We start from the raw sequence: 15078 nt of genomic DNA on the forward strand, positions 1-15078 counted from the left end.
GAGGCCAACCCCCTGGGTTGGCCTCTTCTCTTTTAGACTTCTTTTCTTGCCGGCTCCTCGTCTTGCAGGAGTGGCGCGGTCAGCCGTGCAGCAGTTGATCCAGCATGTCGGGATCGTAGATCAGGTCAGGTTCCATCAACACCAGCAGCAGCAACTGCTCAAACTCCACGGCGAAGCGCTCGACGATGAGATCCGGGTCCGGCACCCGCTTCTTGTCGGTGATGAGGCCAAGCTGCACCTTGTTGTCATAGGAGAGAATGGAGACGCCGACCGCGATGTCGCCGGCCTGGGGCACCCAGAACAGCGGCTGACGCAGGCGGGCGCCGGCCAGATAGAGGGTCTGCTGCGGGCCCGGCACGTTGGTGATGACCGCGCTGGCCTTGGCCGAGAGGATGTCGATGGCCTGCTGCTGCACCGCCTTGGGCGCCATGCCCATCACTTCCAGCAAGTTGAGCACCACCGCCGGCTGCAGGGAGGACTTGAGCGCCTGCATCCGATCCCGCACCGCATAGAGCCGTTGCAGCGGGTGCTCGATGTTGAGGGGCAGATCCAGCGCCACCAGCCCAAAGCGATTGCCCAGCGCCCCCTTGTCGTCCGGGGCGCGCATGTTGACCGGTACCAGCGCCCGGATGTCGATGTCGGTCTGGTCGCCCTGCTCCAGCAGGTAGTGGCGAAAGGCGCCGGCGGTGGCGGCGATCAGCAGATCGTTGACCGAGCAGCCGAGCACTCGCCCCACCGCCTTCACGTCCGGCAACGGGATCTGTTCTGACCAGGCTACCCGCTTGGTGCTGCCGGTCTCCCCTTTGAGCCGGGTATTGGCGTCGTCGGAGAGGGTGGCGATGGTGTAAAGCTCGGCGGTCACGTCCCGACTGGTCTTGAGGTAGTCCATCGCCTTGGTGGGATGGGTCAGCACCTCGACGTACTTGGACCAGAGGGCGCCGGTCAGCTTGAGGCCGGCCCGCAACAGGCGACTGCCCTGCTGATCGTGCTCCTCGTCGCCGTCGTCATTGGCCACCGGCTCGGGTTGTGGCCTGGGGGGCGCCACCGGGCTCTCGTCCATCATGGTCAGCATGGCCCGCACCAGGGAGAAGCCGTCCCCCATGGCGTGGTGAAAACGCACCACCAGCGCCTGGCCGCCCAGAGAAGTATCCATCAGGTGCATCTCCCACAGCGGGCGCTGGTGGTTGAGCGGAGTGGAGGCAAAATCGGCCACCAGCCGCTCCAACTCCGCCTTGCCGGCCTTGCCTGGCAGGATCACCCGCTTGAGGTGCAGGTCGAGGTCAAAGTCGGGATCGGTGCGCCAGTAGTATTCGCCCCCTTCCAGGCAGGCCTTCTGCCCGAAGCGCGGCTGTACCCGAACTGTGTGCAGCAGGCTCTCCCGCAAGATGGCTTCATCCAGCTGACCGTCGAACATCAGCACGCCGACGATCTGCATCAAGTTGTTGGGCCGGTCCATCCGCAGCCAGGCGGTATCGACACAGGAGATGAGTTCACACACAGACATGTATTATCCCTATCGTTTCGCGTTATTTGTCCCCTGCCGTTTCATGAATTGGCTTGATCAGGAATGAATGAACAAATAGCACTTATATGTTGGTGAAACTGCACGGCGATTAATTCAAGATGATGTTTCATGACAAAAATGGAGGCAATTTTCATGCCTCTTAAAATAAAAAACAAAGTGTGTTTGGCCCTTTTAATAATAAATGTCAGGCCGGGTAACGATAGTGGAATCGGTTATTTCATGATTGTTTATTGCGCTGGATCAGTATTTATTAGCCCCATCAGCGCCGAGTTGGGCAAGGCAGGCGCTGATCGACGTATTCGAGGATCTCCTGCTCCAGCACGCTGCGCACCGGCAACAGCATCAGGCCGAGGCGTACCTCCAGCGACAGGGTTTCGTCGGTGAGGAACAAAGAGCCGTTGACCCCGGCGCCACGAAACAGCAAGCGGGTCTCCTCCTCGTCTTCCCACTCGCAGTCGAGTTCGTACTCCTCGCTCATGTCCTGGGCGATGGCTTCGGCGGCCAGTCTGGCACCGGCGAGGCCCAGCGGGTGTTGGCGGCTGACCTGGATGGTCGACAGGCTGCTGCCGGCAAGGGGATCATATAGAAACATGCTAACTCTCTGAGCGATGACAACATTTATTGATATTAAACACATGAATCAAACAAGTGAAAGCCATTTGCAACATTTTTGGGACTCACTTAACAAAGCCTGTTGAGTAAAAGCTCCATTGATTCCGCCTGGGCTGCCGCCGCGTTACACTGGGCCGGCAACACGTGACGAGCCTCGGCAAGGCGCCGCCTGTCGTCATGTCTATCCGTGACAGGCCATTGGAAACAGGTCAAGAGAGCAGCAGATGACCCAACAGCAACAACCATTCGATGACCCGCAACCGGATGAAGAGAGTACCCTGGCGCGACTCTATCGCCAGCTCAACCGGGTAGCCGCGCTGCGCGAGCAGATGCGCACCCATCCGCAGGATCAGCAAGACAGGGACGCATTGCGCCAATGGCAGGCCGATCGGCTGGGGCGCACCCACCGCGATCTGCTGGAGAGCAAGCGCTATGGGCCGGCCGCGCAGTTCTTCCTGACCGATCTCTACGGGCCGGGAGATTGCGCCCGCCGGGACGCGGACGTGATGCGGGTGATGCCGACCGCCGAGCGGTTGTTGCCGGAATCCGGTCTCAAGGTGCTGGCGCAGGCCATTGAACTCGATGCCCTCTCCGAGGAGCTCGACTACCTGATGGTGGTGGCGCTGCGTCGCAGCGGCCGCATGGCGCGACTGAACGCCAAGGCCTATGCCCTCGCCTATCAGGAGGTCGGGGAAGAAGCGCGTCGCCGTCATCAGTTGCAATTGGTCAACGAACTGGGGATGACCCTGGATCGGCTGGCCAGAAAGCCGCTGCTCGGGGCGACCTTGAAGCTGATCTCCGGGCCGGCTCATCTGGCGGGACTGGGCGAGCTCTTTACCTTTGTCGAACGGGGTTACCGGGTGTGTCGCCACATGGGGCGGGCCAACGAGTTTCTCGAGACCATCGCCAACCGCGAGACGGCCATCATGCAGGCACTGCTGGCGGGCGACGACACAGTACTGGATTGACCCAGGGAGCCATGCGGGCAGACATGACAAAGCGGGCCGAGTGGCCCGCTTTTTGTTTATTGCTGTGTGCCGATAGGCGAGCGGTCAGATCACCAGCAGATCCATGAAGGCGTGCACCGGGGTGGCGGCCAGTTGCTTGCCATCCTGGCAGAGGGCCAGGATCGCCTCGGACCGTTTGGCCGGGAAGCGGGTGGCCAGGTTGTGGCGGAACTTCTCTACCAGCAGCGGGATCCCCTCTTCGCGGCGGCGACGATGACCGACCGGGTACTCCACCTCCACCTTGGCGGTGTGGGTGCCGTCCTTGAAGAAGACCTGGATGGCGTTGGCAATGGAGCGCTTGTCCGCTTCCAGATACTCGCGGCTGTAGCGCTTGTCCTCCTGCACCACCATCTTGGCTCGCAGCCCATCGATGCGGGGATCGGCGGACACGGCGTCCTCGTAATCCTCGGCGATGAGGCGCCCGAAGATGAGCGGCACCGCCACCATGTACTGCAGGCAGTGATCCCTATCGGCCGGGTTGTTGAGGGCGCCGACCTTGCTGATGATGCGAATGGCCGACTCATGGGTGGTGAGCTCGATGCGGTCAATCTCGTCAAGGCGTCCCTTCACCTGCTCGTGCAGCTTCATGGCGCACTCCACCGCGGTCTGGGCGTGGAACTCGGCGGGATAGGAGATCTTGAACAGCACGTTCTCCATCACATAGCTGCCGTACCCCTGATGCAGGGCGAACTGGTTGCCCTTGAACAGCACGTCATAGAAGCCCCACTTGGGGGCGCTCAGCACGCCGGGATAACCCATCTCGCCGCTCATGGTGATAAGGGCGAGGCGCACCGCCCGGGAGGTGGCATCCCCCGCCGCCCAGCTCTTGCGAGAACCCGCATTGGGCGCATGACGGTAGGTACGCAGGCTCTGGCCATCGACCCAGGCCTGGGAGACCGCATCGATCACCTGATCGCGGCTGCCACCCAGCATGTGGGTCACCACGGCGGTACTGGCAACCTTCACCAGCACCACGTGATCGAGACCGACCCGGTTGAAGGAGTTTTCGAGCGCCAGCACCCCCTGAATCTCATGGGCCTTCACCATGGCCGTCAGCACATCGTTCATGGTGAGCGGCGCCTTGCCTTCGGCCACCCGGGTACGGGAGAGCCAGTCGGCGGTGGCGAGGATGCCACCCAGGTTGTCGGAGGGGTGACCCCACTCGGCGGCCAGCCAGGTGTCGTTGTAATCGAGCCAGCGGATGATGGCACCGATATCCCAGGCCGCCTTGACCGGGTCGAGGCAGAGCTGGGTGCCGGGTACCCGGGCCCCGCAGGGCACGACGGTGCCCGGTACGATGGGACCAAGGTGCTTGGTGCACTCGGGAAAACGCAGGGCCAGCAGGCCACAGCCCAGGGTATCCATCAGGCAGTAACGGGCGGTATCGAGGGCGGCCTGGCTGGTGATGGGGTGATTGCAGACGTAATCGGCAATATCGACCAGCACCTGATCAGGGTCTGGTCTGTGGTTGACGTCGACGTTGGCGGACATCGTGACTTCCTTATCGTTGTTGTGAATGAAACAGGGTGATGAAACGGCGCCCTGCCCGCTCGTCTGCGTGCATCGACCCCGGTGCTGCCGGGGTCGGGTGAGGCAAGGGAGTGACAGGGCCGCCCATGTTTATCGCTGCTGCAGCGAGACGAAATGACGGGGCGCCGGGCCGACATAATCGGCGCTCGGGCGGATGATCCGGTTGTGTTCGCGCTGCTCCATCACGTGGGCGCACCAGCCGGTGACCCGCGAACAGACGAAGATGGGGGTGAACAGCTTGGTCGGGATCCCCATGTAGTGATAGGCGCTGGCGTGGAAGAAGTCGGCGTTGGGGAAGAGCTCTTTTTCTTCCCACATCACCTTCTCCGCCTCGCAGGAGACGCGGTAGAGCCGGTCATCGCCCACTGCCTCGGCCAGCTTGGCCGACCACCCCTTGATGATGACGTTGCGCGGATCCGAGGTGCGATAGACGGCGTGGCCAAAGCCCATGATCTTCTCCTTGGTCGCCAGCTTGGCCAGCAGCTCGCGCCGCGCCTGGGCCTCATCCTGCCAGGGTTCGATCATCGCCATGGCGGCCTCGTTGGCGCCGCCGTGCAGCGGGCCGCGCAGGGTGCCGATGGCCGCGGTGACGCAGGAGAACATGTCAGAGAGCGTCGAGGCGCAGACCCGCGCCGCGAAGGTGGAGGCGTTGAACTCATGCTCGGCGTAGAGAATGAGGGAGACGTGCATCACCCGGCGCTCCAGTTCGCTCGGCGCCTTCTGGTGCAGCAGCGCCAGGAAGTGGCCACCGATGCACTCCTCGTCGGTGTCGAGGGCGATGCGTACCCCGTCGTGGCTGAACTTGTACCAATAGAGGAGAATGCCCGGGAAGGCGGCCAGCAGCCGATCCGCCACCTCGTGCTCGTGCTCGAAGCCATCTTCCGGCTCCAGATCGCCGAGCATGGAGCAGCCGGTGCGCAGCACATCCATGGGATGGGCGTCGGCGGGAATGCGCTCGAGCACCTCCAGCAGGGCGGCAGGCAGGGTACGCAGGCCGCGCAGCGTCCGCTTGTAATCCTCGAGCTGCTGCTCGTCCGGCAGCTCGCCCTTGAGCAGCAGGTAGGCGACCTCTTCGAACTGGGCACCGTCGGCCAGCTCCTGGATGTCATAGCCGCGATAGGTAAGCCCGGTGCCGCTCTTGCCCACGGTGCAAATGCTGGTCTCCCCTGCGCTCTGGCCACGCAGGCCGGCGCCACCCAACGGTTTTTGCTGTCCCATTGCCTTTCCTCCTAGTCCCTGGATGTAAACAGACGGTCCAGCGTCTGCTCGTAGTGGTGATAACCGAGGAAGTCGTAGAGCGACTCCCGGGTCTGCATGGTGTCGACGACGGCCCGCTGATGGCCATCCTGGCGAAGGTGCTGATAGACGTTGAGGGCCGCCTGATTGGCCGCCCGGCTGGCACTCAAGGGATAGAGCACCATGTCGACGCCGTGGGCGGCGAGCGCCTCCTTGTCGAACAGCTCGGTTTTGCCGAATTCGGTCATGTTGGCGAGAATGGGCACCCCGGCCGCCTGCTTGAACAGGTCATACTGACCGAGCTCGGTCACCGCCTCGGCGAAGATCATGTCGGCCCCGGCGGCCACGTAGGCGGCGGCGCGCTCCAGCGCCGGCCCAATCCCCTCCACTGCCAGCGCGTCGGTGCGAGCCATGATGACGAACTCGCCATTCTCGCGGGCATCCACCGCCGCCTTGATGCGATCGCACATCTCCTCCTGCGAGACCACCGCCTTGTTGGGGCGGTGGCCACAGCGCTTCTGGGCCACCTGATCTTCCATGTGCACGGCGGCCACTCCGGCCCGCTCGAAGGCGCGCACGGTGCGGGCGATGTTGAACGCCCCGCCCCAGCCGGTGTCGATGTCGACCAGCAACGGCACACGGGTAGCGGCAGTGATGCGCTCGGCGTCGATCAGTACGTCGTTGAGGGAGGTCATACCGAGATCCGGCAGGCCATAGGAGGCGTTGGCAACGCCGGCGCCTGACAGATAAATGGCCTGAAAGCCGCTGCGCTCCGCCATCAGCGCCATGTAGGCATTGATGGTGCCGACGATCTGCAGGGGGCGTTCGTTGGCGAGGGCGGTGCGAAAACGCAGGCCTGCCGAGGGGGTAAGGCTGGACATCATGACTCCTTTCACTTGTCTGGTGAGACCATCTAATATCACGTTTACGTTAACGTCAATCATACTTTCGTGGCATGCCCCCGCCAGGCAAGACAGGACGCGGGTTTTAGGGTAAATTTCACCAATTCCTTCAACAGGTTGAATCGTAATGTCGGATCTCAATCCCGTGATCGTCTGCCCGGCTTGCGACTTGCTGATCGAACGCAAGTTATTGCCGCTGAGGCGCCACGCCCACTGCCCCCGCTGTCACCAGCATCTGTACGGGCGCTATGCATTTCGCCCTTCCCAATTGATGGCGCTGACTATCACCGGCTTCCTGTTGCTCCCATCCGCCTTCTTCGAACCGCTGATCTACCTGCGCCTGGCTGGCGTCAACTCGGACGCCAACCTGCTCAAGGGCATCATGGTGCTGCTGCTCGAGCACGAGATCTGGGTGGCGGGACTGGTGTTCTGGTGCGCCGTGCTGGCGCCGGTGGGCTTGCTGCTCGGGATCTTTGCGCTGGCCTCGGGCCTCGCCAAACGCTGGCACATACTGGCACCGACCCTGAAGGCGGTGGAGGTGTTTCGTCACTGGGCCATGCTGGAGGTCTACATCGTCAGCCTGCTGGTCGCCCTGTTCAAGCTGATTGACATCGCCGACGTGCGTCTCGGCGGCGGACTGTTGAGCCTGGGGATCCTGATGCTGCTCAACCTGACCCTGCTGATCCTGTTTGACCCTGCCCCCTACTGGGAGCGAGTACCGCTGGAGGAGCCGGACCATGTCCCAGACCAGCGCCCGTGAACTGGGGCTCTGCCGCTGCCACACCTGCGGCCTGCTGGTACGCTATCAGGCGGGCAGCGTCTGCCCTCGTTGTCACAGCCGGCTGCAGGTGCGCATTCCCCACTCCCTGGCCTGGTCCTGGGGCTTGCTGGCGCTGGCCAGCTTCATGCTGCTGCCCGCCAACCTGCTGCCCATCACCCATTTCTACAACAAGGGATTGTTGCAGTCCGACACCATCTTCAGCGGTATCATGATGCTCTATCGCAGCAAGATGTCGGGCATCGCCACCATCGTCCTCACCGCCAGCATCATAGTGCCGGTGGGCAAGATCCTGGGGCTGGGCTGGATCTGCTGGCAGTTGCAGCGAACCAAGCCGGTGCGGCGCAAACGCCAGCTCATCATGTATCGCATCATCGATTTCATCGGCCGCTGGTCCATGCTGGACTTGTTCGTCATCTCGCTGATGGTGGCCCTGGTGGATCGCGGGGTGCTGCTCAACGTGCGGGCCGGCCCCGGCGCCACCGCCTTTGCCGGCGTGGTGGTGCTGACCATGATGTCGGCCCGCATGCTGGATACGCGCCTGCTGTGGGACAAGGCGGCCCGCTAGGGGCGCCCATCACATATGTCTGAAACTGTTTGTTTTATCTGAACTGCTGTTTATCTCAGCCAATTAAGGAGTCGGTATGATCGGGGCTGAACCCGTCATTGAGAAGCGTCGCTGGTTGTCACCCGTCTGGTTGCTGCCCTTTATCGCCCTGTTGCTGGCGGGGGGCTTCATCTACCAGCAGTTTGCCAGCAGTGGCCAGCTGATCCGCATCAACTTCGCCCAGGGCAACGGTATCCTGCCGGGCAAGACCCAGGTGCGCTATCAGGGGGTCGCCATCGGGGTGGTGCAGGAGCTGGAGCTGGCCGAGGATGGCCGCAAGATAGCCGTGCTGGCCAAGATTGACAGCCGGGCCCGCCCGCTCATCCGCAAAGGCTCGGACTTCTGGCTGGTGAGCCCCAAGGCATCGCTAACCGAGATCTCCGGCCTCGATACCCTGGTCTCCGGCAACTACATCAACCTGCAGCCAGGCCGGGACAACAACCCGCTGCAGGAGGAGTTCGACGCACTGGACGGCCCTCCCCCCGGTTATCAGGCCCAGGGGCGGATGCTGCACCTGACTGCCGATTCGCTCGGCTCGGTCGGCATCGGCGCCAAACTCTATTTTCGCGGCATCGAGGTGGGCAGCGTCATCAACACCCGTCTTGGCGAAGAGAACCAGAACGTGATCCTGGATCTGGTGATCGAGCCGCGTTTTGAGCACCTCATCAAGACCGACACCCGCTTCTGGAATATCAGCGGCATCAAGGGCTCCTTCAGCCTGGCCGGGGTCAATGTGGAGGCCGGCAGCCTCACCTCCATTCTGAGCGGCGGCATCGCCTTCGACTCTCCCAAGGACTCCCCGGAGCCGGAGAAAGGCCAGGTCTTTACCCTCTACAAAGGGTTGGCCGAGGCGGCCCGCGGTGAGCGGATCGCCATCCAGGCGGGGGATCTGCCCATCAAGGAGGGGATGCCCATCCTGTTCGAAGGCATCGAGATCGGCCGCATCGACCCCATTCGCCTGACCGACAAGGGCCGGGTGGTGACCGCGCTGATCAACCCGGAGCAGGCGTTTCGGATCACTGGCAACAGCCGTCTGGTGTGGGAGAGCGTCTCCCTCGGCGCCGGTGGCATCAAGCATGCGGATCGCCTGCTGGCGGGCCCGGCCATTCGCCTCGACTATGTGGCGGGCGAGCGGGTCAAGGCCATGACCCTGAGCAGTAAAGAACAACCGGGCGGCATCAAGCTGGTGCTGCAGGCCGACGATCTGGCCGGCCTCAACGAGGGGGCGCCGCTCTGGTACAAGGGCTTGCAGGTGGGCCAGATCAGCCAGCTCACCCTGGATGGCGGCGGTAACGCCAGCGTGGCCCTGGTCGTGCAGAGCCAGTATCAGCATCTGCTCAACCGGGCCCGTTTCTATCGGGCAGCGCCGCTGCAGATCGATGCCGATCTGAGCGGCATCAAGGTGGAAACCAGCCCGGCCAGCGCCTGGATCGGTGGCGGCATCAAGCTGGTGCAGGCCCCCACCGGCGAGCGGGTCAACCGGCTCTATCCCAGCCAGGAACTGGCCCTGCTCGGTACCCGGGATGCCAAGCCCCGTCGCTGGATCTTGAAGGCGGAGCAGGCTGACGGCATCGGCATCGGCTCCCCGGTGCTCTATCTGGGGCTCGAGGCCGGCAAGGTCAACGCGCTGCGCGCCGCCAAGGAGGGGGTGGAGATCGAACTCGAGATCGCCGGTGTCTATGTCCCCCTGCTGGAGCAGCAGCCGCAATTCTGGAAAAAGCCGGCGCTGGATACCCGGGTGCGGGTGGATGGCGTGCAGGTCAAGGTGGGGAACCTCGCCACCCTGCTGCGCGGCGCCATCGAGTTCGATCGGCTCGGCACGGGTCGCAGCAGTCACCAGCTGTTTGACAGCAAGGAGCAGGCGAAGGCCAAGGTACGGACCCTCTCCCTGGTGGCCGATAGCAACCCGGGACTCGGGGTCGGTAGCCCGATCCGCTACCGCGGGGTCGATATCGGCAAGATTGAACAGATTGAGCTGGAGCCGACCCTGGGCCAGGTGCTCTTCAAGGCCGAGCTGGATGGTCAGTATGCCGCGCGCTTCCTGCAGTCTGGCGCCCGCTTCACTCTGGTGCAGGCCAAGCTGGGATTGGGCGGCGTGGCCCACCTCGATACCCTGATCAAGGGCGCCTTTGTGGAGGCGCAGCCCGGTCAGGGCGCGGGCAAGGATCGCTTCCCCCTCAGCCAAAGCGGCCCGGCCGGCCTGGCGCTTACCCTCAAGAGCGCATCGGTCAATGGCTTGAGCGTCGGCAGCCCATTGCTGTTTCGCAAGATGGTGGTGGGCAGCGTGACCAAGGTAGCGCTGGCCCGCGATGGCAGCGAGGTGCTGATCGACGTCAACGTGGAGCAGGAGTACGCCCATCTGGTGCGGGCCAACTCCCGCTTCTGGAATGTCTCCGGGGTCAAGGCGGATATCGGCCTGACCGGTGGCACCATCGAGGTGGAGACGGTGCAGAGCCTGCTCGCCGGCGGCATCGCCTTCAACACCCCGGAGAAAGAGATGGGGCCGACCGTCAAGGCCGGTCACAGCTACCCGCTGCATGCCAAGGCGGAGAAAGAGTGGCAGGAGTGGAGCCCCCGCATCCAGCCCTGATCTCTCCCCTCACCCACGTTCACCCAAGCCCGGCACTGTGCCGGGCTTGTTTTTACCCGCCGCGCTTTCAGAATATTCCTACCCTTGTGATAAGATGTCGCCCCTCTTTTTCGGTCAACGAGACTGCACCGTGCACGACAACACCTATCTTCCCGATCACTTCTTGCGCCATATCGCGGCCATCATGCCGGCGCACCTCTCCATGGATGAGTTCGTGGCCAGTTGTCGACGACCGCTGCGGCGCAGCATCCGGGTCAACACCCTGAAGATCTCGGTGGCGGAGTTTGTGGCGCGGATGCAGCCGCTCGGTTGGCAGCTCGATCCCGTGCCCTGGTGCGACACCGGCTTCTGGCTCAGCCGCGAAGACGAGAGCGTGCCTCTTGGCAACACTGCCGAGCATTTGAGCGGCCTCTTCTACATTCAGGAGGCGAGCTCCATGCTGCCGGTCACCGCCCTGTTTGCCTGCGAGCAGACCCGGCGCGACGGCATGCTGCTGGACGCGGCGGCGGCCCCCGGCTCCAAGACCACCCAGATCGCGGCCTTGATGAACAACCTGGGCATGCTGGTTGCCAACGAGTACTCCAGCAGCCGGCTCAAGGTGCTCAGCGCCAATCTGCAGCGCTGCGGCGTGACCAACGTGGGCATGACTCATTTCGATGCCAAGGTCTTCGGCCAGTGGTTGCCAGAAACCTTCGATGCCATCCTGCTCGATGCCCCCTGCTCCGGCGAGGGCACGGTGCGCAAGGATGAAGATGCCTTGCGCAACTGGAGCATCGAGAGCATCGACGAGATTGCGGCGGTGCAGCAGGGATTGCTGGAGAGTGCCTTTCATGCCCTCAAACCGGGCGGCGTACTGGTCTACTCCACCTGCACCTTGAGCCTGCAGGAGAACCAGGCCGTCTGTCAGTCACTGCTGGACAAGTTCGGCGATGCGTTCAGCTTTGACTCGCTGGCCGATCTCTTCCCCGCTGCAGAACAGGCATGCACACCAGAAGGATACCTGCACGTTTGGCCCCAAATCTTCGACAGTGAAGGCTTTTTCGTTGCCAGATTGCGCAAGCACCACTCCGTGCCCAACACCATGTTCAAACCGGGCAAGCTCGGCAAATTTCCCTTCTCGCCGCTGCCGGCCAAAGAGTCAGAGCCCATGCTGCGCGAGATTGAAGCCGCCTTCGGGGTCGTGCCGCAGGGAAATCTGTTTGGCCGCAGCGAGGAGATCTGGCTCTTCCCTCAACCGTTCGAACAGGTACAGGGCAAGCTGCGCTTCGATCGCATCGGGCTGAAACTGGCGGAGACCTTCAAGAAGGGTTATCGACTGACCCATGAGTGGGCGCTGGCCTATGGTGACGGTGCGAGCAAGGGATTCGTGGAGCTCGGCATAGCTGATGCGCGGGAGTTCATGATGGGGCGGGATGTGTGGCCGGAGCAAACCGCCGGCACTGGCGAGGTGATCGTCCGCTATCAGGGTCATACCCTGGGCATGGGGAAATGGGTGGGCAGCCGGGTCAAGAATGCCCTGCCCCGCGAGCTGGTGCGCGACAACAATCTGTTCGTGTAACGGGTGTCGTCGGAGCAGGAAAACCCACACTCCGGTTGAACTTTTGCGTGGATCTTGAAAAGCCTTGAGCCTTGTCTAAGCTTAAGGCTATCCGAACACCAGTTAGCGCACGGCTCTGCAAGGAGCCAATTCCCCTATGCCAGGTACAAGGAATTCGTACCTGGCTTTTTTTATGTTCGCCGTTCGCATCTAGCAATTAGGCATCATGCCGCCGATGCGTTTACGCGAGCACCTCTGCCGGTTCTGGCACTTCGACATGCGGCGCGGTTTGCTTCTGTTCCAGCTCATGTTGATAAAGCAGATCGATGGCCTGCTCGATGAGAGAGGCCTGGCTGTCTTCGAGTTGCGACCCCAACATGGCCAACCGTTCGGCGTGGCGATTGCTGATCCAGCATTGCAATCGGCTGTGAGTTTCCTGTTTGCGTTTCACGTGCTGGCGCTGGCGCTCGGCGTTGTCTTGCGCACTGCTCACTTTCATTTCCTGGCTCATATCCTTGCAACTTTGATTCTTATCACCTGTTATCTCTCATCGATTCTTCACCATTCGCTGACGAACGTGAGAAGCCTGACTCTCCCCCTCTTGATGGGGTGAGTGCAGTGCGCTGCAAATATATCATTGGCTCAACAAGATATCATTTAACATAAAAAAACGAGTGACGCGGTTATCTTACAGCAAGCCATCCAGGGCGTGATCCGAGAACTTGTGGGCATCGTCGAAATACTCCTGCAAGGTGCGGATGTCCTTGTGACGGGTGACCTCGATGATCTTGTTCATCGGTTTGCCGGCAGTGACCGCCGAGGTGATGAAGCCGCGGCGCAGGCTGTGGCCACTGACCTGGAGATCGTCGATGGCTTGACCGGTACGCCGCTTGATCATCAGATTGATACCCTGCGGACCGAGCGGCTCCTGCATGAGCTGACCCCAGCGATTCATGCGGCGAAACAGGGCGCCCTCGCTGATCCTGCTCTGTTTGAGCCAGCGCGCCAGTGCCGACACCGGACAATATTGTTTGCCGGGCACCAGGGCGATCTCCGTTTCATGCAGTTGATGTTTACTGGGTTTGAGCCGAAGACGGATCCCCTGCCCCACAAAGTCGAGATCATCCACTTCAATTCTTGCTGCCTCCGAGCGTCGCAAGGCGCCGCTGAACATCAGCAACAACAGGGTGTAATCCCGCAGCCCCGCCAGATTGCCGGTGTCGATTTCATCGAGCACACAAGCCAGTGGTTTCAGGGTCAGTGCACCCGTTTTTCGTTTGCGGTTGTCTCCGAGCCGCACTATGCCCCGCATCATCTCCTTTATCTCCGCGTGCTCGGTCGGCATGGGGTGGATCCCCTTCTGCTTGAAAGCATAACGAATACCGGCGAGCCGTCTTACCAGGGTGGCCGGCTTGCGGGGTTCACCGTTACGCAGCTCCCCCATCCCCTCTTCCTTGTCCAGCCAGATCCAGTCAGCTAGGATGCCATCGGCCTGATCCGCCAGGAAGTTCATGATGTCATGATGGGTGGTCTGCAGCGGATCGAGCCCATGCAGCTGACACCAGAACACGAAGATGCGGGTATCGGCCTGATAGGCATTGAGGGTGGAGTCGGCTTTGGCGCTGCGCAGGAAGCGTCTGGCCCGGCTGTTCAACTGAGGATCGAAGACACTCTGTAAAGCCTGTTGAGTTTGGGCATGGATGTGTGGGTAGTTCACTTAACTATATGATTTAATGCGGAGTTTCGTTGGATCTTACAGGATCTTGCAGATCTATCAAGTATCGATAATGAATATTATCGATACTTATGAAGAGTCCTTTTAACCTATTTCAGCCTCCTCATTTATTCCTCAGCTCCCTCTCATCAGTATCCACGATACCAAGTGAGAGATAACGACCTGCCGTGATCGTTTTTGGATGGGTCATCATAGCTGATTGTCATAGTAAAACGCCCCGCTATGCGGGGCGTTGTTTGTTATCGCTTTGCCAGCTTGAACAACTCGAAGAAGTTGTGACTGGTCGCTTGCGCCAATTCGGCCAGCGGTATTTGCCGCAGATCCGCGATGAACTGGGCCACGTCGCGCACGAAAGCCGGCTCGTTCTCCCTGCCCCGGTGCGGAACTGGCGCCAGATAAGGTGAGTCGGTTTCAACCAGCAGCCGCTCCAGCGGCAGCGCCTTGACCACCGCCTGCAGAGCTGCCGCATTCTTGAAAGTGGCAATGCCGGAGATGGAGATATAAAAACCCATCGCCATGGCCGCCTCGGCCATCTCGAGCGACTCGGTGAAGCAGTGCAACACCCCGCCGACCTGCTCGGCCCCCTCTTCGCGCATGATCTGCAGGGTATCCTGCTGGGCATCACGGGTATGGATGATGAGGGGTTTGTTCAGAGCGCGGGCCACCCGGATATGCTCGCGGAAGGAAGCCTGCTGTACTTCCTTGTTCTCCGGCGAATAGAAGTAGTCGAGCCCGGTCTCACCGATGGCCACCACCCTTTCATCTGCCGCCTGGGTCAGCAACAAGGCCGCATCGACCCCAGGCTCCTGATTGAGAGGGTGCACGCCACAGGAGGCAAATACCTGAGGATAAGGGGCGATCGCTTCCAGCATGGTCGGGAACTGTACCTGGGTAACGCTCACGCACAGAAAATATCCCACGTCCTGCTCGGCGGCCTTGGCCAGCACATCGGCCATATTGGTCTGTTTGCTGCCATAGCTCAGGCGATCGAGATGACAATGGGAATCAACGAGTAACAT

Annotated in this window: 13 protein-coding genes; 5 read left to right on the forward strand and 8 right to left on the reverse strand. The window is 61.7% G+C overall.

The window, feature by feature from the left end; all coding sequences use genetic code 11:
* Window positions 1–79: 79 nt before the first annotated feature.
* Window positions 80–1504 carry a wax ester/triacylglycerol synthase family O-acyltransferase gene (locus tag R2E40_RS11335; protein ID WP_318165511.1) on the reverse strand — a complete coding sequence of 475 codons (1425 nt, stop codon included), beginning with the start codon at window positions 1502–1504 and terminating at the stop codon, window positions 80–82.
* A gap of 280 nt (window positions 1505–1784) precedes the next feature.
* Window positions 1785–2162, reverse strand: coding sequence for a polyhydroxyalkanoic acid system family protein (locus tag R2E40_RS11340; RefSeq protein ID WP_011706122.1), 378 nt, complete (start codon window positions 2160–2162; stop codon window positions 1785–1787).
* A 199-nt stretch (window positions 2163–2361) separates the two neighbouring features.
* Here R2E40_RS11340 and R2E40_RS11345 point away from each other — a divergent pair, with 199 nt between their 5' ends.
* Window positions 2362–3105 (forward strand): FFLEELY motif protein, encoded by a 744-nt coding sequence (locus R2E40_RS11345; protein ID WP_318165512.1) that lies wholly within the window; start codon window positions 2362–2364, stop codon window positions 3103–3105.
* An 84-nt stretch (window positions 3106–3189) separates the two neighbouring features.
* On the opposite strand, the gene R2E40_RS11350 is transcribed toward R2E40_RS11345, so the two are convergent.
* The 3 genes from R2E40_RS11350 to prpB all read right to left on the reverse strand — a co-directional run bounded on the left by R2E40_RS11350 (window position 3190) and on the right by prpB (window position 6791).
* Window positions 3190–4635 (reverse strand): bifunctional 2-methylcitrate dehydratase/aconitate hydratase, encoded by a 1446-nt coding sequence (locus tag R2E40_RS11350; protein ID WP_318165513.1) that lies wholly within the window; start codon window positions 4633–4635, stop codon window positions 3190–3192.
* 129 nt (window positions 4636–4764) lie between these two features.
* Entirely contained in the window at window positions 4765–5892 is a 1128-nt protein-coding gene (gene prpC / locus R2E40_RS11355; protein ID WP_318165514.1) for a 2-methylcitrate synthase, read from the reverse strand.
* Between the two features lie 11 nt (window positions 5893–5903).
* Window positions 5904–6791 (reverse strand): methylisocitrate lyase, encoded by an 888-nt coding sequence (prpB, locus tag R2E40_RS11360; protein WP_024945212.1) that lies wholly within the window; start codon window positions 6789–6791, stop codon window positions 5904–5906.
* Between the two features lie 148 nt (window positions 6792–6939).
* Here prpB and R2E40_RS11365 point away from each other — a divergent pair, with 148 nt between their 5' ends.
* From R2E40_RS11365 to rsmF, 4 genes are all read left to right on the forward strand, one after another.
* The gene (locus tag R2E40_RS11365; protein WP_016350706.1) at window positions 6940–7572 is read left to right on the forward strand and encodes a paraquat-inducible protein A; all 633 of its coding nucleotides are present in this window, start codon (window positions 6940–6942) and stop codon (window positions 7570–7572) included.
* Window positions 7550–8158, forward strand: coding sequence for a paraquat-inducible protein A (locus R2E40_RS11370; protein WP_016350707.1), 609 nt, complete (start codon window positions 7550–7552; stop codon window positions 8156–8158). The genes R2E40_RS11365 and R2E40_RS11370 overlap by 23 nt, the downstream gene beginning before the upstream one ends.
* A gap of 76 nt (window positions 8159–8234) precedes the next feature.
* Window positions 8235–10787: an MlaD family protein gene (locus R2E40_RS11375; protein ID WP_318165515.1), complete on the forward strand. Its 2553-nt coding sequence runs from the start codon at window positions 8235–8237 to the stop codon at window positions 10785–10787.
* Window positions 10788–10917: 130 nt separating this feature from the next.
* The gene (gene rsmF, locus R2E40_RS11380; protein WP_318165551.1) at window positions 10918–12345 is read left to right on the forward strand and encodes a 16S rRNA (cytosine(1407)-C(5))-methyltransferase RsmF; all 1428 of its coding nucleotides are present in this window, start codon (window positions 10918–10920) and stop codon (window positions 12343–12345) included.
* A gap of 220 nt (window positions 12346–12565) precedes the next feature.
* On the opposite strand, the gene R2E40_RS11385 is transcribed toward rsmF, so the two are convergent.
* From R2E40_RS11385 to R2E40_RS11395, 3 genes are all read right to left on the reverse strand, one after another.
* A complete protein-coding gene (locus tag R2E40_RS11385; protein WP_118881230.1) occupies window positions 12566–12835 on the reverse strand; it encodes a RepB family protein in 270 nt (89 codons plus the stop codon).
* Between the two features lie 177 nt (window positions 12836–13012).
* Window positions 13013–13954 (reverse strand): site-specific integrase, encoded by a 942-nt coding sequence (locus tag R2E40_RS11390; RefSeq protein ID WP_412055141.1) that lies wholly within the window; start codon window positions 13952–13954, stop codon window positions 13013–13015.
* A 344-nt stretch (window positions 13955–14298) separates the two neighbouring features.
* Entirely contained in the window at window positions 14299–15078 is a 780-nt protein-coding gene (locus tag R2E40_RS11395) for a YchF/TatD family DNA exonuclease (protein ID WP_318165517.1), read from the reverse strand.

The sequence above is a fragment of the Aeromonas sp. CD genome, assembly GCF_033349375.1.
Taxonomy (GTDB): Bacteria; Pseudomonadota; Gammaproteobacteria; order Enterobacterales; family Aeromonadaceae; genus Aeromonas; species Aeromonas hydrophila.

Coding starts and splice junctions, on each gene's coding strand:
- R2E40_RS11365 (WP_016350706.1), top strand. CDS start 6,940: ATGTCGGATCTCAATCCCGTGATCGTCTGCCCGGCTTGCGACTTGCTG.
- R2E40_RS11385 (WP_118881230.1), bottom strand. CDS start 12,835: ATGAGCCAGGAAATGAAAGTGAGCAGTGCGCAAGACAACGCCGAGCGC.
- R2E40_RS11340 (WP_011706122.1), bottom strand. CDS start 2,162: ATGTGTTTAATATCAATAAATGTTGTCATCGCTCAGAGAGTTAGCATG.
- R2E40_RS11335 (WP_318165511.1), bottom strand. CDS start 1,504: ATGTCTGTGTGTGAACTCATCTCCTGTGTCGATACCGCCTGGCTGCGG.
- R2E40_RS11370 (WP_016350707.1), top strand. CDS start 7,550: ATGTCCCAGACCAGCGCCCGTGAACTGGGGCTCTGCCGCTGCCACACC.
- R2E40_RS11345 (WP_318165512.1), top strand. CDS start 2,362: ATGACCCAACAGCAACAACCATTCGATGACCCGCAACCGGATGAAGAG.
- R2E40_RS11350 (WP_318165513.1), bottom strand. CDS start 4,635: ATGTCCGCCAACGTCGACGTCAACCACAGACCAGACCCTGATCAGGTG.
- R2E40_RS11375 (WP_318165515.1), top strand. CDS start 8,235: ATGATCGGGGCTGAACCCGTCATTGAGAAGCGTCGCTGGTTGTCACCC.
- R2E40_RS11395 (WP_318165517.1), bottom strand. CDS start 15,078: ATGTTACTCGTTGATTCCCATTGTCATCTCGATCGCCTGAGCTATGGC.
- prpB (WP_024945212.1), bottom strand. CDS start 6,791: ATGTCCAGCCTTACCCCCTCGGCAGGCCTGCGTTTTCGCACCGCCCTC.
- prpC (WP_318165514.1), bottom strand. CDS start 5,892: ATGGGACAGCAAAAACCGTTGGGTGGCGCCGGCCTGCGTGGCCAGAGC.